Origin of the sequence: Proteus sp. PR00208, from assembly GCF_016238545.1 — a bacterium.
GTDB lineage: Bacteria > Pseudomonadota > Gammaproteobacteria > Enterobacterales > Enterobacteriaceae > Proteus.
Genome location: NZ_JAEHQE010000019.1, coordinates 73,656 through 95,229 on the forward strand (window position 1 = coordinate 73,656; position 21,574 = coordinate 95,229).

At 39.4% G+C, this 21,574-nt stretch carries 20 protein-coding genes; 12 read left to right on the top strand and 8 right to left on the bottom strand.

Going from position 1 to position 21,574, the window contains the following annotated elements:
* Positions 1-400: 400 nt before the first annotated feature.
* Entirely contained in the window at positions 401-1,033 is a 633-nt protein-coding gene (locus JEP36_RS13465) for a LexA family protein (protein WP_109371264.1), read from the bottom strand.
* 454 nt (positions 1,034-1,487) lie between these two features.
* On the opposite strand from JEP36_RS13465, the gene JEP36_RS13470 reads away from it, so the two are divergent.
* The gene (locus JEP36_RS13470; RefSeq protein WP_198620893.1) at positions 1,488-3,194 is read left to right on the top strand and encodes a phospholipase; all 1,707 of its coding nucleotides are present in this window, start codon (positions 1,488-1,490) and stop codon (positions 3,192-3,194) included.
* An 85-nt stretch (positions 3,195-3,279) separates the two neighbouring features.
* Here the strand turns inward: JEP36_RS13470 and JEP36_RS13475 are convergent, their stop codons facing one another.
* From JEP36_RS13475 to JEP36_RS13505, 7 genes are all read right to left on the bottom strand, one after another.
* The gene (locus JEP36_RS13475) at positions 3,280-3,861 is read right to left on the bottom strand and encodes a DJ-1/PfpI family protein (protein WP_198620894.1); all 582 of its coding nucleotides are present in this window, start codon (positions 3,859-3,861) and stop codon (positions 3,280-3,282) included.
* Positions 3,862-3,866: 5 nt separating this feature from the next.
* On the bottom strand, positions 3,867-4,508 hold the full coding sequence (locus JEP36_RS13480; RefSeq protein ID WP_198620895.1) for a bifunctional 4-hydroxy-2-oxoglutarate aldolase/2-dehydro-3-deoxy-phosphogluconate aldolase: 642 nt from the start codon (positions 4,506-4,508) through the stop codon (positions 3,867-3,869).
* Positions 4,489-5,460, bottom strand: a complete 972-nt coding sequence (locus tag JEP36_RS13485) for a sugar kinase (RefSeq protein ID WP_198630339.1) — start codon at positions 5,458-5,460, stop codon at positions 4,489-4,491. The genes JEP36_RS13480 and JEP36_RS13485 overlap by 20 nt, the downstream gene beginning before the upstream one ends.
* Complete coding sequence (locus tag JEP36_RS13490) at positions 5,457-6,311, bottom strand: tagatose bisphosphate family class II aldolase (RefSeq protein ID WP_109371254.1); 855 nt, start codon at positions 6,309-6,311, stop codon at positions 5,457-5,459. Before JEP36_RS13490 ends, JEP36_RS13485 begins: the two co-directional genes overlap by 4 nt.
* A 114-nt stretch (positions 6,312-6,425) precedes the next feature.
* Positions 6,426-7,901 carry a DUF2264 domain-containing protein gene (locus JEP36_RS13495; protein ID WP_198620897.1) on the bottom strand — a complete coding sequence of 492 codons (1,476 nt, stop codon included), beginning with the start codon at positions 7,899-7,901 and terminating at the stop codon, positions 6,426-6,428.
* A 55-nt stretch (positions 7,902-7,956) separates the two neighbouring features.
* Positions 7,957-9,567: a sulfatase family protein gene (locus JEP36_RS13500; RefSeq protein ID WP_198630340.1), complete on the bottom strand. Its 1,611-nt coding sequence runs from the start codon at positions 9,565-9,567 to the stop codon at positions 7,957-7,959.
* 40 nt (positions 9,568-9,607) lie between these two features.
* A complete protein-coding gene (locus tag JEP36_RS13505; protein ID WP_198620899.1) occupies positions 9,608-10,843 on the bottom strand; it encodes an anaerobic sulfatase maturase in 1,236 nt (411 codons plus the stop codon).
* A 535-nt stretch (positions 10,844-11,378) separates the two neighbouring features.
* Here JEP36_RS13505 and agaR point away from each other — a divergent pair.
* The 11 genes from agaR to JEP36_RS13560 all read left to right on the top strand — a co-directional run bounded on the left by agaR (position 11,379) and on the right by JEP36_RS13560 (position 21,411).
* A complete protein-coding gene (gene agaR / locus JEP36_RS13510) occupies positions 11,379-12,158 on the top strand; it encodes a transcriptional repressor AgaR (protein WP_075673686.1) in 780 nt (259 codons plus the stop codon).
* 53 nt (positions 12,159-12,211) lie between these two features.
* Positions 12,212-13,492, top strand: a complete 1,281-nt coding sequence (gene kbaZ / locus JEP36_RS13515) for a tagatose-bisphosphate aldolase subunit KbaZ (protein ID WP_198630341.1) — start codon at positions 12,212-12,214, stop codon at positions 13,490-13,492.
* Positions 13,493-13,504: 12 nt separating this feature from the next.
* Positions 13,505-14,695 (top strand): SIS domain-containing protein, encoded by a 1,191-nt coding sequence (locus JEP36_RS13520; protein ID WP_160230601.1) that lies wholly within the window; start codon positions 13,505-13,507, stop codon positions 14,693-14,695.
* Between the two features lie 24 nt (positions 14,696-14,719).
* Positions 14,720-15,214, top strand: a complete 495-nt coding sequence (agaV, locus tag JEP36_RS13525; RefSeq protein WP_109371242.1) for a PTS N-acetylgalactosamine transporter subunit IIB — start codon at positions 14,720-14,722, stop codon at positions 15,212-15,214.
* A 47-nt stretch (positions 15,215-15,261) separates the two neighbouring features.
* Positions 15,262-16,029 carry a PTS N-acetylgalactosamine transporter subunit IIC gene (agaW, locus tag JEP36_RS13530; protein ID WP_099074752.1) on the top strand — a complete coding sequence of 256 codons (768 nt, stop codon included), beginning with the start codon at positions 15,262-15,264 and terminating at the stop codon, positions 16,027-16,029.
* Positions 16,019-16,909: a PTS system mannose/fructose/sorbose family transporter subunit IID gene (locus tag JEP36_RS13535; protein WP_109371240.1), complete on the top strand. Its 891-nt coding sequence runs from the start codon at positions 16,019-16,021 to the stop codon at positions 16,907-16,909. The genes agaW and JEP36_RS13535 overlap by 11 nt, the downstream gene beginning before the upstream one ends.
* Before the next feature lie 99 nt (positions 16,910-17,008).
* Positions 17,009-17,443 carry a PTS galactosamine/N-acetylgalactosamine transporter subunit IIA gene (gene agaF, locus JEP36_RS13540; protein WP_109371238.1) on the top strand — a complete coding sequence of 145 codons (435 nt, stop codon included), beginning with the start codon at positions 17,009-17,011 and terminating at the stop codon, positions 17,441-17,443.
* Positions 17,440-18,609 carry an N-acetylglucosamine-6-phosphate deacetylase gene (nagA, locus tag JEP36_RS13545; RefSeq protein WP_198625877.1) on the top strand — a complete coding sequence of 390 codons (1,170 nt, stop codon included), beginning with the start codon at positions 17,440-17,442 and terminating at the stop codon, positions 18,607-18,609. The genes agaF and nagA overlap by 4 nt, the downstream gene beginning before the upstream one ends.
* Positions 18,610-18,652: 43 nt before the next feature.
* Entirely contained in the window at positions 18,653-19,483 is an 831-nt protein-coding gene (kduI, locus tag JEP36_RS13550; RefSeq protein ID WP_198630342.1) for a 5-dehydro-4-deoxy-D-glucuronate isomerase, read from the top strand.
* A gap of 93 nt (positions 19,484-19,576) precedes the next feature.
* Entirely contained in the window at positions 19,577-20,332 is a 756-nt protein-coding gene (kduD, locus tag JEP36_RS13555; protein WP_109371232.1) for a 2-dehydro-3-deoxy-D-gluconate 5-dehydrogenase KduD, read from the top strand.
* 17 nt (positions 20,333-20,349) lie between these two features.
* Positions 20,350-21,411: a glycoside hydrolase family 88/105 protein gene (locus tag JEP36_RS13560; protein ID WP_198630343.1), complete on the top strand. Its 1,062-nt coding sequence runs from the start codon at positions 20,350-20,352 to the stop codon at positions 21,409-21,411.
* Positions 21,412-21,574: the final 163 nt, after the last annotated feature.

Here is a 21,574-nt window from a genome sequence, read left to right on the forward strand (position 1 = left end):
TGAGTATTTTTTTTACGTAAAGATAAAATATTGAAAAGTGAAAAATCTATATTTAATTAATCTTTTATTTTTTATCTTGTTCTCTTATTGCAATAATTAGTTACTTTTAAAATAGCTACTAATGCAGTTTAATTGTCATTAATCAAAAAATTAACTTAGTAATCTATATAAATGATAGATAATGTTGCTCTCATTATATTCATTATTTTTAATATTTAAAGTTTTTGGTCGTTTTACCATCAAGTTATTTTTGATTAATCTTATTATAGAACCTTGGATGGTTTCTATCCATAAAGTTTTAGTCAAATTTCCAGAGAGTAAAAACAGATAAAACTGTTTTTTTGAGATAAACCCCAATAATTGAGCTAGTTATTATTGGAGTTATTTTTGGGAATAATCGTTATCGTTTACGACGATAAATACGATGCTCAATCATCGTACCAATGATCATTAATGGCGTGTTTTCACTGCTAAGTGTTGGATAATCACTATTTAATGGCACAAGTTCAAAATGTTCATTGCCATTAGCATCAATACGAGTTGGTCTATACTTCTTAAATGTTGCTTCTCTTTCATTATTAGCCGCAACAATAAATTCTCCCGGATGTGGTTTTATCTCAGGATCGACAATGATTACATCTCCTGATTTAAAATCAGGTTCCATTGAGTCTCCTTCTATCTTTAATGCAAAAGCACTTTGTGAGAGTTCTTGATCTGTCAGAATATACTCAAATTCACCATCACAATCTGTAATAGGAACACTATGTACTAAGTTTCCCGCTTGAACGTAGCTTATTAGTGGTAATTTTTTCGTATTGATATCATGAACAGGTTGAATATTATCACCCATCATTAACCAACCGGCATCACACTCTAAAGCTCTTGCAATGCTAATAATATTACGAGGTTTTTTTGTTGAACCATCTTCTATTGAAGCCCATGATTGTTGTCTGATGCCAGCTTTTTCAGCTGCTTCAGTCTGAGTAAGCCCCAAGGCATCTCTTCTGGATTTAACTCTATTTGCAAGACTCATGTTTCCCCCTATTAAAATAATACAGATAAAACTGTATTTGACAAACAGATAAACCTGTTATTTAATACAGTTATACCTGTTAAATAATTTATCTAAAAAAGAGTAAATCAAAAAATGATAATTTATAAGGAATCATTTATAGGCTAATAAATATCGATATAACTAGTTTTGTAGTTTAATAATAACAATTATTTATTGTTAGATTACTATTCTAAATAAGAATGGTTTTATTATTAATAATGCCTAAAATATAAATTTCTGGTTTGGTCTTTTTAAGCGGAAGGAGGCGGTGGTCGTTATAAAAAATAATTGAATTTATATTAAATCATCATGTTTATGATAAGTGATGCTTTTTTAGGAATGAAAACATTCTATCTATATTAATTGAAGTGCTAATTATTTAAATATTTATTTAAATAATATGGACGCCCTATTTTTAAAATAAAGGAATATTATGAAACTTATTGATGGATTAAAAAAAGAATTAAAAGGTTTTTTCAATGAAACATCTGAAAATAACTATGTGAAGATTTTTGATACGCCCCATGTATGGGGAATGCCATTTGGTAAAGAAATTATGCCAAAAGCGATAGAGCGTGAGGCTGAGTTTGAACAAGCCATTACATCTATCTTAGATAAAATGCTGTATCGCTGTGATATTTCATCACTTAATGCCCCTGATGAAGAGTGGCGTAAAATTATTCTTGCTGCAATTGATAAATCTTTTTCTGAAAAGAAAGGACGTAAAGATCGCACACAAATTCGATTTTTATTTGCACAGACACCAACAGTTTTATTAAATGGTGTTAAATACTATTTTAGTGGAACGCCTGAATATCTGGCATTGAAAAAAGATCTTATTGAATTAATCAAAGAACGCGGAAAATATTGGGAATGTATTCCAGATATTTGGATTGGTCGCTTTTATCGTATTATTGATGGTCTAAAAGTCTCGTTAGAAAAAAAAGTATTACCTGAAGATTTTATTTCTGAATTAGATACTCGAATGACATGGAACCATACAAAAATTATTGCTGTTGATGGTTGTGAAGCTTTCGTTGGTGGTCATAATTTAAATATGGATCTTTTTAAAAGTTATCCACCAGTTCATGATGTTTCTGTTAAGGTTATTGGCGAATCAGCACTTCATTCCCAATTATTTTTAAATAAAATGTGGGATGTAGGTAACGATTTAATTACGAAAGAATATTTTGATAGTAAAAAAAATGAATGGGTCGCTAAAAAAGCAAGCTATAAGATTATCGATCCATTAACAAAGAGCAGTGTATTAAGAGAAATTAAAAAGAAAAATGAACAAAACTTAGCTCAATCGCCAGATGAAGGCTTTTTCAAAACTGACCGTATTTTCTCTGTAGGAAAATATTGGGAAGGGCCTGATATGCGAGTTGATTATAAGAAAGGTTCCGAGAAAATGAAGGAATACCTTATAAAAAATGCTAAGAAAAAAATTCGTATGTCTCAACAAGATGTAGTGAGTGCATGGAAGAAAAAATGGAAAGATCATCCTGTCTGCCATTGGATAATTGAAGCGTTATTAAAAAATCCAGAGTTAGAAGTTGAAATTGTTGTTTCACCATTAGATGCCGCCGCCGGTGCTAATGGCGACCAATATTCATTTGGCTCTGGAGCACAAAGAACCTTTGAATTATTTAAATATTATCTGACTCATGATGTTGATACAGATGCCGTTATTCCTGATCCTGATAAAATTCGTGAATCAGCATTACGTCGTATTAAAATAGCGCCATTCTTCTTTACCGATAAAGTGCCAAAAGCACTACAAACGGAAGGTAAAACTTATAAATGGCCTGGTGCAGATGAATCATCTTATACCGCCACACTAAAAGAAGCACCACTAAGCGAAGATCCACCGAAACAAGGGGATATTGGTCACCCATTCTGGTCATTGGTTAATGCGAGCGGTATTTACCCTAAAGTCGCTCCTGCACCGGGAAACCACGCAAAAGTAACTATTATTGATGATGAATTGTATATTGTTGGTTCCGATAATATGTACCCAGGGTATTTGTCAGAATTTAACTATCTTGTTGAAGGTGAAGAAGCCGTAAGGACATTTATTGAAGAGTATTGGGATAAATTATGGCGTTATTCTGAACCTCACGCTTTTAAACATAAATAAGTTTAATCAACTCATTTAGTCATAAAAGTGATTGAATATAAAAGGGGAGTTAATCCCCTTTTTATTTAAATATAAAATAACGTATTTATTTAAGATAATCTAATGGCCAGTGTTTGAAATAAATATGATTGGCTTGCCAGTCTACTTTTTCTGTATTGTCGCTTAATAAATACTTAGCCACCGTAAAGGCAAATTCAAAACTTACACCTAATCCTTTTGCACTGATAAACTTTCCATCAACCACAACATCTTGATCAAGATAATGACCATCATCGTATTTATCTGCTAATTTATCGCCAGTACTGTAATTACGACCTTCAAGAAGATGATGTGCCGCTAATACTTTGGCACCAGAAGAGCACAGTGCACAAATATATTTATCTTCAGCAATATGGCGCTTAATAAATTGAATAACTTGCTCGTTAGCGCATAAACGATCTGTGCCTTTAGGGCCACCCGGCATCATTATTGCGTCATAGCTATGTGTGAATTTATCTGCTAATAGAAAATCAGCACTGATTTTAGTTTCAAAATAAGTATTTAATACCAAGCTATCCATGCAAGAAAGTACATCAACATGAATATCAAGACGGCGCATGATATCAATAAAAACAACAGCTTCACCTTCTTCAAATCCATCAGCTAATAAAACGGCAACCTGTTTCATTTTATTTATCCCTTATGTGTTTTTAGTAATGAGTGGATACTTTGAATATGATTAACAATGGTTTCTTTATCTTGTTTATCAATGGTATCTGCTGTGGCAATCCAGCTTCCTCCACAAGCAACAACTTGTGGAATAGCAAGATAATCACTCACGTTATTTAAACTAATGCCGCCTGTAGGCATAAATTGGACTTGGGCGTAAGGTGACGCTAATGCTTTTAGCATTTTTACACCGCCAGAGGCTTCTGCAGGGAAGAATTTAAGTAAGGTTAAGCCTTTTTCAAGAGCAACTTCGACTTGGCTTGGATTATTAATGCCTGGCACAATATCAATGCCGTTATTAAGGCAGTAATCAACGGTACTTGGGTTATAACCCGGAGAAATAACAAAGCTTGCTCCAGCTTCTTTTGCCATATCAGCTTGTTGTGCGGTTAATACTGTTCCTGCACATAAAATAAGCTCAGGAAAGTGCTCATGCATTAGCTTTATGGCTTTGGCTGCTGCCGGTGTACGAAAGGTAATTTCAGCAACAGGTAGTTGATTTTGGGTTAGAATTTCACCCAGCCAGATTGCATCTTCAGCGCGATTAATTTGGATCACGGGGATCACTTTCAGTGATGAAAGAGTATCAACAATTGACTGTGTCATGGTTATCCTTGATTAGTGTGTAGAATGAATCAGTAATTTCATGAGGAATGATGGCGCCATGGTGTTGAATGACGAGTCCAGCTAAGGTATTTCCCCATAAACAGCAGGTCGATAGGCTTTGATTTTGTAGCCAAGCAGCAATAAAAGCAGCATTAAAAGAGTCACCTGCGGCGGTGGTATCAATAACGGAATCAATGGGTTTGGGAGAAACATAGCCAGCATTTTTGCCATCAGACCAGTAAGCGCCATTAGCACCCAATTTGACAATGACGTTCTGATTACCCCATTGATGAAGGCGTTGTGTAATGTCTTGTTCTGTCAGCGCTGGTTTTTGCCAAAGTATTTGCTCATCATCACCAGTGACTAAAGCAATATCACTAATGCGATACAGCTTTTCAAACCACTCTTGTGCATGAGGTATTGAATCCCATAAACGTGGTCGATAATTAGAATCGACAATGAGCGTCATTCCACGCTGTTTAAGTTGCGCTAATAAGGTGAGTAAAGCGATTTTTCCTTCATGCGTTAAAATAGCAAGAGAAATACCGCTAAGATAAATGACGCTATCATCAGGAAGCGCATCGAAACTGTCTAAAAAACGCTTATCGGTCGCAATATAACGTGCGGCGGCATCATTTCGCCAATAGTGGAAACTGCGCTCACCATGAGCATCAATTTCAATAGCATATAGACCAGGAAGTTTTTCGGGAATAGTAATAACAGATTGGCAGTCTATCCCCTCGTTTTCCCATGCTTTCTGCATTAAGGCACTGTAAGTATCAGTGCCTAGTCCTGTCATATAAAGCGGATGTAATGAAGGCGATAGTCGCGATAAATAGAGTGCGGTATTCAGTGTATCGCCACCAAAACGTTGTTGTTGTGGTAAGAACGGTTGACCACTCAGCTCTATCATACATTCGCCAATAATGGCGACAGTTTTATTGGTTTTCACAGTTTTCCATCACTTTTACAGACACGAATTTTATCTGCAACCACAGCTTTCATTGCGGCTTTGCCTGGTACAAGGTAATGACGAGGATCACTTGCATCAGGGTTATCTAAAAAGTATTGCTTGATAGCGTTAGAGAAAGCAATTTTCAGTTCGGTTGCAACGTTAACTTTGCAAATACCTAAATCAATACAACGGCGTACATCGGCATCAGGAATACCTGATGCACCATGAAGAACTAAAGGAATGTCAGTCTTTTGGCGAATAATGGCTAAACGATCAAAATCGAGATGAGGTTCATGTTTGTACATGCCATGCGCGGTACCAATTGCAACCGCTAATGAATCAATACCCGTTGCTTTGATAAATTGTACTGCTGAATCAGGATCGGTGAAAAGCGCATCTTTAGCATCAACGACTAAGTCGTCTTCTTGCCCACCTAAACGACCTAATTCAGCTTCAACGGTACAATCCCAATGATGGCAGAAATTAACCACTTCTTTAACGATACGAATGTTTTCTTCAAAATGAAAATGAGAGGCATCAATCATGGCAGATCGCACACCAGAAATGACTTTATGACAAATATCAGGAATATCTTCATGGTGATCTAAATGTAGGGCAACAGGGATACGATATTGTTCTGCGGCCTGCTGGCAAATAGAGATCAAATAATCACTACCTGCATAAGCAAACGTGCTTGGTGTACCCGCTAAGATAACAGGTGATGCCATCTCAGCGGCTGTTTCCATCACAACTTGAATGGTTTCCAAGTTATGAATATTAAAAGCAGGCACAGCATAATTTTCACGCTGTGCTTTATTGAGCATATTACGAGTAGAAACCAGATACATGTTTGCCTCTCATCTTTCGTTTAATTACGAATCATAATAAACGAAAGAAATAGAAAGGTAAAAGATCTAAATCACATTTTTATTGCCTTCGCACTGAAAGCAAATGAAAGGTGATTAGAAAAAATGTGCCATTTTAGAGCTATAACTGGTGATCCCTTTGCGTAATAAATTATTTTTCGGTCGTCTTGACTGTCCTATCACGGTTTCAGCGACTTTTTGTGCTAAGGTTTGTTTTTCTAAACGGCGGGTTAGTGGTGTTTGCTGAGTTGTATAATCTTCGCAAAAAATGACGTTTACCTCTTGTGTTGCTTTCACTCCAGTCACTAAAGCTTGAATAGCAGGAATTTCGAAACGAAAGTTATCTTTTTCGATAGGTAATGGAAGTGAAGGTGTTTGCCATAAATTGATACGATCAGCACAATAAAGCGCAATAATCACGGCACGTAATGACCAAAAACTACTGGCAGGTCCACTGTAGTTATCAACTAAACGAGGATCGTGAGTAAATAAGCCTTGAGTCGGGGCGCCATTTTTTAATGCCCCTTGAGAAATAAAATAACGTAAACTGCTTTCAAAGGCGCGTTTTGCCTCGCCTACTTTTACTGAAGGACAATGTAAATCGACACCCGCTAATAATGGAGCAGAAACCGCAAGGCGATAGCAGGCACTTCGACCAAAGAAAGGAATACCTTTGGGAGTCATAAAATAAAGGTAATGCTGATTAAAGGTATTAAGTGATTGAGTAATAAATGTCGTATCAAATTGAGGATCAATTTGCGTTAACCAATACAATGAATAGTAAAAGCCCCACGCATTGTAGTAATCATAATTACCTTTTGCTCCATCACGAAACCATCCGTCACCAACATAAAACTCTTTTAATCGTTCATATCGCCAATGGGCAATCGTGTCTTTCCCTGTGAGTGCTTTAATGACAAATTGGACGGTAAGAGGGAAGAAATGCCAGTTATTATCAACAATTTCACAGTGATTAACTTGCTCAAACCAAGTAATAATTTGTTGTTGTGTTGCGGGTGTTAATGTATCCCACACCCATTCACGGCTTATCCAAAGAGTGAGCGCTAAATCAGATGCTTCACAAATTCGTTGATCGTAATCTTCAAGTTTCCCCCAATATCCTTTATGAAGTGGATCAGTGCCATGAATAAAGCTTTGTTTGATCATTAAAGGTAAGTTGAAAGCTTGATGATTTAATCCCATCAATGTACTTTTCTTGCTGCTAACTATCCATGTTGCAAGTAGAGGAAGTACCCTGCTAACACCTTCAAGAGCATCCGTTCTTGCCGTTTGTTGCCCTGGACTTCCGGGATAATAAGCATGAGAGTAACCCCATACTTGGTAATGATGAAAAGCCTGTGTGACATACTGTGTCAGCATTTCACATAAAGAGAAAAGCGACTGACTTTCATCATTAAAAAAGTCAGTGATCGTTTTATCATAGCGACGATAAGCTGATTTTCTGACTAATCGTCGAATGATATTTTCCTTAAATAAGCGTTGGTAGATTTCTACGTTTGGGTGCTCATAAGGGAGTTTGGGACGTGCTGAAGATGCAATTTCAATAGCCATTTTCGTATCTCAGAAAAAAAGACGCATCCTTGCGAAACAGAACGGAAGTTGAATATTAAGGTTTTGCAGAATCCACTAGTATTTGATAGTGATCTTGTCCCCAAAGAACGGGCTTTGGCTTATCTTTGATCCACTGGTAATACGCATTTTTTAGCTCTGCCACTTTTTGTGGATTTTGTTTAGCAAGATCGATTGATTCAGCAGGATCTTTTTTATCGTTAAAAAGTTGAGGCTGATTTTTTCCATCATCATAAAAATAGAGCGCCCATTCACCATCACGTACAGCCCAAGCACCTTTAGAGAGTTTTTCTAAATTAGGATTTGTAGGCGGTGTTTTACGTTGATAGGTTATCCATTGGTGATATCCGTGCCAAAACTCTTGGTTTTCTTCACTATAATGTTTAGTACCAGGGCCGGCCCAATAAAGATAGTTATGCGGGGACTTTGTTGTTTCACCTTTAAGTAAAGGCATGATATTTTTCCCTTCAACGTTTAGATTGTCAGGGATCGCAATACCTGCTGTTTGTAGTGCCGTCGGTAAAATATCAAGTGCGGAGATCATCTCATCACTTTTTGTTCCAGCTGGAATAGTGCCAGGTTGATAAGCAATAAAAGGTACTCTAACGCCACCATTAAACATTTGCCCTTTAAAGCCTCTATCCATCGCATTCATTGGCATTGGTGACTCATTAACAGCACCATTATCCGATAAGAAAAAGATCAGTGTATTTTCTAACTCACCATTTTCTTTTAATTTCGCAATAATTTGACCAATACCTTCATCGGCTGCATTTAATGCAGCAAAGTATTTATCTGCCTCAACATTTCCTGTATCAAATTTCTCCATATATTTAGCGGGAGAAGCTTGTTCTAATGGAATATGGGGAACGCTATATGAAAGATTGATAAAGAAAGGTTTATCTTTATGTTCATCAATAAATTTTAGGGTTTCATCCGTTAAAAGATGAGTGGTGTAACCCGGAGCAGGAACATTGACACCATTACGCCAAAATGCAGGTGAATTCCATAAAGCTACTCCTGATGCGTAATAGCTAAAGTCATAATCGAAACCTCGTTCATGAGGGGCATAACCCGCTTCTGGCGTTGAGATCATATTGTCGTGATAATCACGAGTTTGCTTACTTTCATTAATTTTCGGTTTGCGAATAACTTTTGCGTTATGCCATTTACCAATACTGGCGGTGGCATAGCCATTTTCTTGGAAAAGTGAAGGCAATAGTTTGATATCTTTTGGAATACCTAAAATAGCATCGTCATTACTGTAAGTACCAAAGCTTGCAGGAGAGCGCCCAGTAAAGATACCTGCTCGAGAAGGACCACAAACAGGGTGTGCAACAAATGCATTAGTCATTTTTGCGCCATTTACCGCCATATCGCTGACATTGGGCATGGCAATGCGTGCTGCTTCTACCATTTTGTTGATATCTCCTTCATAACGAGGAGGTGTCGGTCTTTGTGCTAACGCATCCACATCTAAGGTATCTAGCACAAAGTCAAGCTGTCCGGTGCCTAAATCATCCATCACGATCAACAGCACATTCGGTTTTTCAGGTGTTCCACCTGCATTGGCAGATATTGGGGCACTTAAACACGATGTAGCAATGAGCCCAGCGAGTAAGCTTTTTCTAACAGAAGGTAAGGTCACGAATTGTCTCCAGAATAAACAAGATAAAATAAAAATAGGGCTACTTTATGTAGTTTTTTTTCATTGCGGGAAGTGCATCGCTGGCGAGACCTCCTCGTGAAATAGATTGCTGCATTAACTGCATACCTATCGCTGTATGATGAAATATTTGTTTATAGGAACGGCATAGGTAGTTATGACGATGTTTTTCACCTTCAATAGCAATAATGCGATGTTTAGGGCAACCGCCATAACATAAGCTTTGCACTTCACACTGTTTACAAAGGCTGGTTTGTTTATCGTATTTATTTTGACCAAAGCGCTGTTGCTGTTTTGATGTTGCTAAGCGAGCAAGGCTATTTTGATGGATATTGCCTAAATTATTGGCGGGATAAACATAGTGATCACAAGAATAAACATCACCATTTGCCTCAATGATTAACGCCTGACCACAGGTTTTCGATTGAATACATGTTGATGCAGGATATCCCATCCATGTGCCTAATAAGCTATCAAATAAACGAATATATATTTTTCCAATATCGCCTTGGCGTATCCATTCATTAAACACTTCTGTCATAAATTGTCCGTAGCCTTCGGCTGGAACAGAAAATGGGGCCAGTTGTGCATTGGGGCCAGGGGCATAATGTCCGCCATGAGTATGAGGAAAGCGTCTATCGACTTCGACAATGGGAATAAATTGAAAGAATGTTGAACCTAATTCTTTTAAGGCTTGGTAGGTTTCTTTTCCTTTATTCCAATTTTGGTCGTTAACTACTGTGAGTGTATTAAATTCGACGCCATATTCGTTTAGTAGCTTAATTGCACGTTTTACTCGTTCAAAAGTAGGGCTACCATTGACTGAAATACGATATTTATCGTGAACTGCTTCAATACCATCGATGGAAACGCCTAATAGAAAATGGTTATCCGCAAAAAATTGTGCCCATTGGCGATTAATGGCGATTGCATTGGTTTGTACGCTATTTGTGATTGTCTTGCCGTTAGCAAATTGCTTTTGGTATTTAACGACTTGCTCAAAGAAGGCTAATCCAGCAAGTGTTGGTTCTCCTCCTTGCCAAGAAAAATCAACCTGGTCGCCACTGTGTGACTGTATATAGTCTTTAATATAACGACGAAGGACACCATCAGGCATGACGGTATGACCTGTCTCTTTTTCTTCATCTTGAAAAATATTTTCTTTTTCCAGATAAAAGCAGTATTCACACTTAATATTACAGTGGTAGCTTGTGGGTTTTGCCATCATATGAAAATAAGCAGGTTGATTTAATGCCATTCGTCATTTCCTGAGTTTCTTTTTTATCCTGTTACATTACGTAAAATTTATCAAAACAAAAGAGATTAAAATCACAAATACGAAATATCGAAAGTAAATGAAAGTTAATTTCGAAAGATGAGAACTTAAATTTTCGATTAAAATACTTTCGATTCGATACTATTTCATGTTTTATTGACTATTTGAGCTATTTATTTTGATTTGTTTTTCGAAAAGAAATGCATGGCATGGAGTTTAAAGCTGTTTATTGTGTGTTTGTGTGATATTAAATCTATATTATTGTGTTTTATCTAGCTATATATGGTGTGATCATAAGTATAGCATTGCGTTATATCATTTTATTTATTGGAAACTGGCGGTCTCAAGGCTATTATTGAAGCTACACGAAAATAATCGTAAGTAATCGATGATGATTCGAAACTTTGTGAAAGAGATCAAAAGTTTTGTTTTTTTGCATTGTCGGTAAAAATTGGCGTAGTAAACTACATTCGAAATCAATCGAAAGAAAGTCTTTTGGTTTCGTAAGGAGACGAAAGTGAAAGCGGCAGTTGAGAGGCGTATGGAAATCCTCGATATGGTAAACCAACAAGGTAAAGCCAGAGTCGAAGATCTCGCTGAATTATTTAAAGTCTCAAGTGTCACTATCCGCAGCGATCTAAGTTTTCTTGAGAAAAATGGTTATATCGTTCGCTCTCATGGTGCAGCAATTCCTAATACGGGATTTATTGCCGAATTGAGTATCCACGAAAAACGTGGGCAAAACGCGGGCATTAAAACATTAATCGGGAAAGCTGCCGCAACGCTGATAAAGGATGGAGACACCGTCATTCTTGACTCGGGGACAACTACTCGCGAAATCGCGACACATTTAAAGTCGCGCGAAAATGTAGTGGTCATGACTAACGGTCTGGATGTCGCAATGGAGTTAGCAAATACCTCAGGTGTGGAAGTATTAATGACCGGTGGTGTATTGCGAAAAAGTGCGTTGTCTTTTTCAGGCTCACAAGCTGAAAATAGCCTTAGAAATTATCGATTTGATAAGGTATTTCTAGGTGTTGACGGATTCGATTTACGTGTTGGTATCACCACACACAATGAACAGGAAGCCAGTCTTAACCGTTTAATGTGTGATATCTCAGAAACGATTATTGCGGTTGCAGATTCTACGAAATTCAGTAAACGCAGCTGTCATATGATCAGAGAGTTTGGTGATATTGATATATTAGTGACCGACTCAGGTATCCCTGAAGAGTATATTCAGGAGCTGAAAGAGCACAAAATCGAAGTGATTATCGTCGACGATAAGGCATCGTAATTTGCTAACTCCATTAGCAACACCGCCGGTGTTGATTATGGAGTTAGTATTTAATGCATCCTTTAGAAAAGATTGTTCAGCAACATAAATCAGGCAAACAGAATGGTATTTATTCTGTTTGTTCTGCCCATCCTTTAGTAATAGAAGCAGCTCTATTACAAGCGCTGGATAATGATTCCTTTCTGCTAATTGAAGCCACCTCTAATCAGGTTGATCAGTTTGGTGGTTATACGGGAATGACCCCCGCTGATTTTTACCAATACGTCATTGAACAGGCTGAAAAAGTAGGTTTTCCTATCGAGAAACTTATTCTTGGTGGTGATCATTTAGGGCCTAATCGTTGGCAACATCTTAATGCCAAAGAAGCGATGGCAAATGCAGACGTGTTGATTGCACATTATGTTGCCACAGGTTTCAAAAAAATCCATCTTGATTGCAGTATGTCTTGTGCTGATGATCCTATCCCGTTAACAGACGAAATTGTGGCCTCTCGCGCAGCACGTCTTGCGGTGATTGCAGAAAATACCGCAAAAGAAACATTTGGTTCTAGTGACATTGTTTATGTTGTTGGTACAGAAGTGCCCGTTCCAGGTGGTGCTGCCGAAGAACTTGATACCGTTGAAGTAACTTCACCAGACGCAGCGCGTAAAACATTAGAGTGTCACCGCCAAGCTTTTCAAAAGGCGGGCGTTTCTGACTGTTGGGAGCGCGTGATTGGTTTAGTGGTTCAACCTGGTGTTGAGTTTGATCACACTGGCATCATTGATTACCAGCCTGAAAAAGCACAGGCATTAAGCCAAGTGGTGAACGATTATTCTCACATTGTTTTTGAAGCACACTCTACGGACTATCAAACCAAAGAGGCTTATAAACAATTAGTTCATGACCATTTTGCCATTTTAAAAGTTGGGCCTGCCTTAACCTTTGCTATGCGTGAAGGTTTATACGCACTCTGCTCGATTGAAGAAACATTATTCCCTCAAGATCAGTGCTCTAAATTGCGTGAAAAAATGGAACAACTGATGTGCCGTGAGCCAGGGTTTTGGCAAAAATACTATCATGGTGATGAACGTCAACAAGCCTTTGCTCGAGTCTATAGTTTTAGTGATCGCATTCGTTATTACTGGCCTGATGCTGAAATTAATGCCGCCATCGACACACTAATGGATAACTTATCCGTTAAACCTATTCCATTGCCGTTATTGAGCCAATATCTGCCTTATCAATTTACCCAATTTAGAGAAGGCATGATTGACGGATCACCTGAATCTTTTGTTATTGCGAAAATACGTGATGTGTTATCGGTTTATGCCGATGCGTGCTATGTCCATTAATTGAGGGAAACCATGGAATATTTAAGTTATCAGACCGCTCAATTAGAGCAACTGAATGCATTTTGGACTGCGAAAGAAATTGAGCAACAACCAGAATGTTGGAAAAAAACATGGCTATCAGTGAAAGAAAATCGTACTGAGATCCAAGCCTTTTTAGATAAAGCGCTCTCATTGCCTTATGCGCGAATTATCTTAACCGGTGCGGGTACGTCTGCTTTTGCTGGAAAAGCGTTAGCACCCATTTTAAGTGGTCATACAAAACGTCGAGTAGATGCAATTGCAACCACTGATTTAGTGGCTGATCCACAAGAATATTTAGCGGAAGACATTCCAACATTACTAATCTCTTTTGCACGTTCAGGTAATAGCCCTGAAAGTGTGGCGGCGTTAGATGTTGCGACTGAATGCCTATCACAATGTTATCACTTAGTACTGACGTGTAATCCAAATGGCAAACTTTATGAGTATTGTCAAAACAACCGCAGTGCATTGGCATTATTGATGCCAGAAGAATCAAACGACCGCTCTTTAGCGATGACCTCTAGCTTTTCATCCATGATGATGGCGGCTGTGACCATCTTTTTAGGTGATAACGTTTTTAGTGACTCAATCGCGCCATTTTTTAGTGATTATAAAGCGCAGTTTGATAAAGCGAATCAAATTATCCGCGAAAAATACGCTGGTAAATTTAAACGAGTTATTTACTTAGGAAGTGGCGGATTACAAGGATTAGCGCAAGAAGCTGCTTTAAAAATGTTAGAGCTAACTGCGGGTAAAGTGGTTGCTAGTTTTGATACTCCATTAGGCTTTCGACATGGCCCTAAGTCTATCGTAAATAAAGAAACTTTAGTGGTGATGTTTTTCTCTAATGATCCTTACACTCGTCAATATGAGACTGACTTATTACGAGAGGTTATTCACGATAATGCATCAGGTAAGGTGATCGCGATCACCGCACGAAATGATAATACTTTCTCAAAAGAGAGTTTTGTTTATATTCCTGCGCTAGAGAACTGTTCAGATGTGGCGCTATTGTTCCCATACTTGATGTTGGCGCAATCATTCGCATTTCACAGTTCCATTGCACTAGGGAATACGCCTGATAACCCGTCTCCGACAGGAGAAATCAACCGTGTTGTACAAGGCGTCACAATTTATCCGTTCTCACTTAAAACAGAAGACACACAGTCTGCTTTAAATTAATAAAATATAATAAGAGAGCTAATCATGAACACACCGAATATTGTCTGGACCCGCATTGATGAACGTTTACTCCATGGTCAAATCCGCATTACATGGGGTAAACATACGGAAGCAAACCTGATTTTAGTGGCTAATGATGACGCAGCAGAAGGCCCCAATGCCGCATTTATGCAAGCTGGAATGAAGGCATCAGCTGGTGGTGAATATGCTGTTCGCTTCTTCTCTATTCAAAAAACCATTGATGTTATTAGTAAAGCATCACCTCGTCAGAAAATTTTTGTTTTGTGTAATAACCCGACAGATGTTGCCCGTTTAGTGGAAGGGGGCGTGCCTATTACTCATTGTAATGTTGGCAATATGCATTTTCATGAAGGGAAACGCCAAATTGCGAAAACCGTGTCAGTCAATGAAACAGACATTGATGCGTTTAAAAGGCTCGTTGCAAATGGTGTGACTTGCACAATTCAAAACACTCCCGATCAGACACCTGTTGATGTGTTAGCACTCGCATCAGCCTGATAATTTCCTGAGCAAAAAACCTGCATTAGCAGGTTTGAGGATTATTTATGATTTTTGAAGCTTCTTTAGTGGCTTTATGGGCCTTCTTTTGCGGTATAGATAAGTATGACGTTGCATTAAATATTCACAGACCATTAATCACAGGGCCTGTTGTGGGTCTGATTATGGGGGATATGCAGGTTGGATTGATTGCGGGTGCAACGTTAGAACTCGCATGGTTAGGACTAGTTCCCAATGCGGGTGCTCAGCCACCTGATGTGACATTAGGGACAATCGCTGCGGTTGCTTTTGCGGTAATGACAAAACAATCACCAGAAGTTGCGATGGGAATTGGGATGCCTATTGCTGTGTTAATGCAAATGCTTGTGATTGGTTTCTTTGCTGTAACCGCTTTCACCATGGGAAAAGCTGATAGATATGCAGAAAGAGCCGATGCAGCGGGTATTTCACGGCTACTGATCATCACGATTACGGTGCGTTCATTACTCTATGCTTTGGTTGCTTTTGTTACGGTTTATTTCGGTGAACATGCTGCTCAATGGATTGATGAAAATACACCAAAAGTCTTGCTAGAAGGCTTAGGTATTGGCGCGAAAATGGTTCCTGCAATTGGTTTCGCCATGTTGCTAAAAATCATGTGGTCAAAAGAAGTGGCAGGTGTGTTCTTTATTGGCTTCGTGATGACGACTTATCTGAAACTTCCAATTATGGCGGTCGCTATTTTAGGCGCGTCAGCCGCAGCACTTTACTTCTTCTTTAGTGGTAATAACAAAAATTCAAGTCAGCAGAATGAGGATTTCGAAGATGGTATCTGATAACAGCACCGCATTGAAAACGCAGGATAAACCAGAAACGGGTTCTTTGATTGATGGCATTGATGAATACCAAGATACCACTGTCAGAAAAGTTATCACTAAGGGCGATCTCTGGAAGTGTGCGTTCCGTGGCTTGTTTATGGAAGGTAACTTCAACTTTGAACGTATGCAAGGTGGTGGGTTTGCGTTCTCAATTATTCCTGCATTGAAAAAAATTCACGGAAATAACAAACGTGACTATGCAACATCATTAAAAAACCATCTACAGTTTTTTAATGCAAGTCCAAAGCTGTTTACCTTCCTATTAGGAACAGCCGTTGCAATGGAAGAAAACAAAGAGAAACCTTCTACTGTTAACGTGATGAAAGTTGCAGGCATGGGGCCAACTGGGGGCATTGGTGACGCTATTGACCATATGACCTTAATGCCACTGACATTAGCATTAGGTGCTTCCATTGCAATGGAAGGATCAATTGCAGGGCCTTTTGTTTTCTTCTTTTTATACCAAATTGTGCACTTTTTAGTGTATTTCGGGCTGATGTTCATGGGCTATCGCGCAGGTACGGCGGCGATGGTTAATATGAGTGATGCCACTGAAAAACTGGCTAAAGCCGCCAATATTATGGGGATCTTTGTCATTGGTGCGCTCTCCGCGACCTTTATCAAGGTGCAAACCACCGCCTCGCTAGAGCTGGGAGGGAAGGTGGTTGAATTACAAACCGCGCTCTTTGACAAAATTATGCCGAATTTACTGCCTCTGTGCTTAGTTTTCCTGATGTACAAAATGGTTAAAAGCACCGGTTTTTGGGGTAAACCTCCGGTATTGATTTTCTCAACTTTAGCCTTTGGCGTTATCGGTCACGTATTAGGATTCTTATAACAGAGAGCCTTTTTCACCGCCGTTATTGTCAGTCGAAATACATTATTAACTTGCTATAAACGGGCAGGAGAGCCTTCTGCTGCCCGCAAGGAGTCACTCATGATAGGTCTTATTGTTTCAGGACATCTTAATTTTGCCTCAGGCATGGCTTCTGCTGTAAAGGCTATTGCAGGCGAACAAGAAGATATCGCGTTTATCGATTTTGTTGAGTCAATCTCTCCTGATGAGCTTGAAGAAAAAATGCGTGAAGCGATCGACTCAATGTCATGCCAGCAATATCTCTTTTTAACCGATTTACCCGGTGGAACCCCTTGTAATCGTGCCATGGCAATTATGATGCAAAATCCCGCAGTTGAAGTGTTAGCTGGGGTCAATTTACCCATGATTGTGAATGCAGCTTTTGAACGAGAAGGATGTTCAACCTCAGAACTAGTGCAAACGCTACGAGAAATTGGTCAAGACAGTATTCAAGATATTCGCGAGCAATTGGCTCAAATAGACAGTAATGATGCTGATGAAGAAGACGGCTTATGAGTCAGCAATATGCCATTTTAGCCGATAGAACCTTTACGCCAGAAGGTATTCGCTATCTCTGTTATGTCCGTGTTAAGGGTGAAAATATTGAATCAATCACCACAGAGGCACCGACAGATTGCCCTATTATTCGCCTAAAAGGGAAATCGTTATTACCTGGTTTTGTGGATATTCATATTCATGGCCGTGAAGGGGCGGATGTAATGGATGCTACTCAACAAGGGTTACAAACCATTGCGGATGCGCTTGTTAAAACGGGCGTCGTTGCATGGGTGGGGACAACCGTTACCGCGCCTATGGAGGATATTCGTGACGCGTTATCACAAGTGCGTGAGTTCTTATCAACGCCACAAACTTCGGGTGCATTGTTACTTGGGAGCTTTTTAGAAGGACCTTATTTTACAGAGCGTCATCGAGGCTCTCACCCTGTTAAATATCTCAAAGCGCCGACAATTTCAGAGCTAGAAACATTACTCGAAAGTGCGGGAGATACGCTATTGCGTGTCGCTGTTGCACCTGAAGCACAAGGCTCTATGGAGGCGATTGATTGGTTGGTCAAGCGAGGTATTAAGCCAAGTGTGGCGCATACCGCGGCAACTTATGAGCAAACTTCAGATGCATTTTTGCATGGTGCTGATTGTGGCGTGCATTTATATAACGGTATGACAGGGCTTCACCATCGTGAGCCTGGATGTTGTGGTGCAGTGTTGTATCACAATGTTTTAGCTGAACTTATTGCTGATGGCATTCATGTTCATCCTGTCATGATGCAATTGGCGTATCGCATGAAAGGATATCAGCAGCTTGCCTTAATTACTGATTGTATGCGTGCGGGTGGTTTACCTGATGGTGATTACACACTGGGCGCACAAACGGTCAGTGTGACTCAAGGTCAGGCAAAAACCGCAGATGGCTCTTTGGCGGGAAGCACTTGTAGCCTAGATAGTGCATTGCGAAATATGGTGCAACTAGCGCATGTGCCCGAATGGGAAGCGGTACAAATGGCGAGTGCAATTCCTGCCGAATATCTCGGTATCAGCGATCAATTGGGTTATATCAAAGCGGGTCGACAAGCCAGCTTTGCTGTGGTGGATGAGTGTTTTCATCTCACCGATACATTCATCAGAGGAAATCATATTTACTCTGTATCCGGGGAAAATGCATAGCCTTTTGGCTTATGCTCCCATCAGTAAAAATGAGGTATTTATAATGGAAATTCGTCAGCCAATTCATAGTGAACACGCTAAAAGGCTTGATACAGAAGGGCTTCGTAAGGAGTTCCTGATTGAGAACCTATTCTGTGAAGGGGAAATGAATCTCACTTATAGCCATATAGATCGTATTATTGTTGGCGGTATTGTTCCTACAACACAACCTTTAGCATTAATGGCAGGTAAAGCATTAGGCGTTGATTTCTTTTTGGAAAGACGTGAATTAGGTGCCATTAATATTGGTGGCGCAGGTAAAGTGATTGTTGATGGAGAAGTGTTTGAGATTGGCCCTCGTGAAGCCATTTATATCGGAATGGGCGCAAAATCTGTTGAATTCACCAGTGATTCTGTAGGAACGCCAGCGCGTTTTTATATGAACTGCGCACCTGCTCATCATACTTATCCAACGCGTAAAATTACGCAACAACAAGCTTCGCCAGAAAAAATTGGTAATGTAGAAAACTGTAACGTTCGTACTATCTATAAATTCTTACACCCTTCAGTGTTACCAACGTGTCAATTATCAATGGGCATGACCGTTCTTGAGCCTGGTAGTTTATGGAACACCATGCCATGTCATACCCATGAACGCCGTATGGAAGTGTATCTCTATTTTGATATGAAAGATGACAATGTCGTTTTCCATTATATGGGAGAGCCAACCGAAACCCGTCATTTAGTGGTTCGTAATGAACAAGCGGTGATAAGCCCTAGTTGGTCAATCCATTCAGGTGTGGGGTCTGCGTCCTATACCTTTATTTGGGGAATGGTCGGTGAAAATCAGGTATTCCACGATATGGATCACGTTGCAATGAAAGATCTGAAATAACTACCACTGAAATAACTACGAATAGTCACATTTTTTCTTACCCTACAGATAAAAAAGGTGTGGCTATAAGGCCACATCTGAGAGGTTACTGATATGAATTTATTTGATTTAAGTGGCAAGGTTGCCATTGTCACAGGTTGTAATACAGGGCTAGGGCAAGGTATGGCCGTTGGTTTAGCGCAAGCTGGGGCTGATATTGTGGGTGTCGGTATTCAAGATGCACCCGAAACGCGTCAGCAAGTCGAAGCATTGGGTCGTCGTTTTCATTACATTACACAAAATTTAATGAAACAAGATGGATTACAAGCTGTGGTAGATGAAGCGGTTTCAGTTATGGGTCGTCTTGATATTCTGGTCAATAATGCAGGCATTATTCGTCGAGAAGATCTTTTGGAGTTTAGTGAAAAAGATTGGGATGATGTTATTGATATTAACCAGAAAACACTGTTTTTCTTATCACAAAAAGTTGCCCGCCAATTTGTGAAACAAGGAGAGGGTGGCAAGATAATTAACATTGCCTCTATGCTCTCTTATCAAGGAGGTATTCGTGTACCTTCTTACACAGCAAGTAAATCTGCGGTGATGGGATTAACTCGTGCATTAGCGACCGAGTTATCTCAATACAACATCAACGTTAATGCGATTGCTCCGGGCTATATGGCAACAGATAATACGGCTGCTTTACGTGCTGATGATGCACGTAATGCAGCTATTTTAGAACGTATTCCTGCAGGACGTTGGGGAACCCCAGAAGACGTTGCAGGTCCTGCGATTTTCTTAGCTTCTAAAGCCAGTGATTATGTTAATGGATACACAATTGCGGTTGATGGTGGTTGGTTAGCTCGTTAAATTCATGGAGAAATAGGATGGAACACGCTAATACAGAGGCTTTGCAAAAAGGTATCGTATTGCAAAATATGAAGCGAGTGTATCGTTACCAATCGGCTAATCAAGTTCGCAGTGTTCGCCGCCGTAGTGGTAAAACTCGTTTTATAAAGGATACGGATTGGGAACGCGGTGTTTTATGGAGTTGCGTAAGTGCTGCATGGCAGGCAACGCAAGACGAAGAGTATCTTAATGGTGTGTTAAATTACACGTTGCATACAGGATTTCGAACAGGACCAAATGCACGTTTTGCGGATGATCATGTCTGTGCTCAAGCTTATCTCGCCATAAGTCCGCTGTTTGAGCAACTTGAAGTGATTGAGCCAACCATTAAAGCATTCGACATTATGCTTAATGATCCTAAGCCGGGTCGTGAAGATTGGTGGTGGTGCGATGCGCTCTTTATGGCTCCTCCAGGGTTTGCTGCATTATCAGAAATAACGGGTGAGCGACGTTATTTAGATTATATGCACACAGCTTATTGGGATGCGATTGAGCATTTACGTGATCCTGAAACAGGGCTTATTTTCCGTGATCATCGCTATATCCCTGATGGTCACGGAAATGAAATGCGTGAAGCTAACGGTGAAAAAGTATTTTGGAGCCGTGGTATTGGCTGGGTTTTAGCTTCAGTTCCTCGTATTCTTCAATATATGCCTGATGATTATCATGGTCGTGAACGCTATATTGTACTGTTTAAAGAATTAGCGACATCCATTCTAGATTATCAACATGAAGATGGTTTTTGGCGAACCAGTTTATTAGATCCTGATAATTTCCCTGCGCCTGAAAGTTCAGCAACAGCGCTATTTTGTTATGGGCTAGCATGGGGAATTAATCAGGGAGTATTAGAGAAAGAAGTCTATTTTCCCGCATTAAATAGAGCATGGGTGGCATTACAAACCTGTATTCATGACAATGGCATGATAGGCTGGGTTCAACTTCCGGCATTTAACCCTCGTGAAGTGAAGTTTGAACATAATATGGATTATGGTGCTGGTGCTTATTTATTAGCAGGGAGTGAAGTGTTAAAACTTTCGTGAAATAGCTAGACCCTTGATATTGACGCTTCGTTTTTTTACACGCTCTATTATGCCTTCCGTGTAATATTTTCCTTATTAGGATGCCGACCAAAAATAGGGGTCGGCTTTTTTTATATTTAACTTAATAAAATAAGAGGTAACAGTAATTTGTTACCTCTTATTG

Bases quoted from the DNA above. Each gene is read 5' to 3' on its own strand.
- JEP36_RS13465 (WP_109371264.1), bottom strand. From the start codon at position 1,033: ATGAGTCTTGCAAATAGAGTTAAATCCAGAAGAGATGCCTTGGGGCTT.
- JEP36_RS13470 (WP_198620893.1), top strand. From the start codon at position 1,488: ATGAAACTTATTGATGGATTAAAAAAAGAATTAAAAGGTTTTTTCAAT.
- JEP36_RS13475 (WP_198620894.1), bottom strand. From the start codon at position 3,861: ATGAAACAGGTTGCCGTTTTATTAGCTGATGGATTTGAAGAAGGTGAA.
- JEP36_RS13480 (WP_198620895.1), bottom strand. From the start codon at position 4,508: ATGACACAGTCAATTGTTGATACTCTTTCATCACTGAAAGTGATCCCC.
- JEP36_RS13490 (WP_109371254.1), bottom strand. From the start codon at position 6,311: ATGTATCTGGTTTCTACTCGTAATATGCTCAATAAAGCACAGCGTGAA.
- JEP36_RS13495 (WP_198620897.1), bottom strand. From the start codon at position 7,901: ATGGCTATTGAAATTGCATCTTCAGCACGTCCCAAACTCCCTTATGAG.
- JEP36_RS13505 (WP_198620899.1), bottom strand. From the start codon at position 10,843: ATGGCATTAAATCAACCTGCTTATTTTCATATGATGGCAAAACCCACA.
- kbaZ (WP_198630341.1), top strand. From the start codon at position 12,212: ATGCATCCTTTAGAAAAGATTGTTCAGCAACATAAATCAGGCAAACAG.
- JEP36_RS13520 (WP_160230601.1), top strand. From the start codon at position 13,505: ATGGAATATTTAAGTTATCAGACCGCTCAATTAGAGCAACTGAATGCA.
- agaV (WP_109371242.1), top strand. From the start codon at position 14,720: ATGAACACACCGAATATTGTCTGGACCCGCATTGATGAACGTTTACTC.
- agaW (WP_099074752.1), top strand. From the start codon at position 15,262: ATGATTTTTGAAGCTTCTTTAGTGGCTTTATGGGCCTTCTTTTGCGGT.
- JEP36_RS13535 (WP_109371240.1), top strand. From the start codon at position 16,019: ATGGTATCTGATAACAGCACCGCATTGAAAACGCAGGATAAACCAGAA.
- agaF (WP_109371238.1), top strand. From the start codon at position 17,009: ATGATAGGTCTTATTGTTTCAGGACATCTTAATTTTGCCTCAGGCATG.
- nagA (WP_198625877.1), top strand. From the start codon at position 17,440: ATGAGTCAGCAATATGCCATTTTAGCCGATAGAACCTTTACGCCAGAA.
- kduI (WP_198630342.1), top strand. From the start codon at position 18,653: ATGGAAATTCGTCAGCCAATTCATAGTGAACACGCTAAAAGGCTTGAT.
- kduD (WP_109371232.1), top strand. From the start codon at position 19,577: ATGAATTTATTTGATTTAAGTGGCAAGGTTGCCATTGTCACAGGTTGT.
- JEP36_RS13560 (WP_198630343.1), top strand. From the start codon at position 20,350: ATGGAACACGCTAATACAGAGGCTTTGCAAAAAGGTATCGTATTGCAA.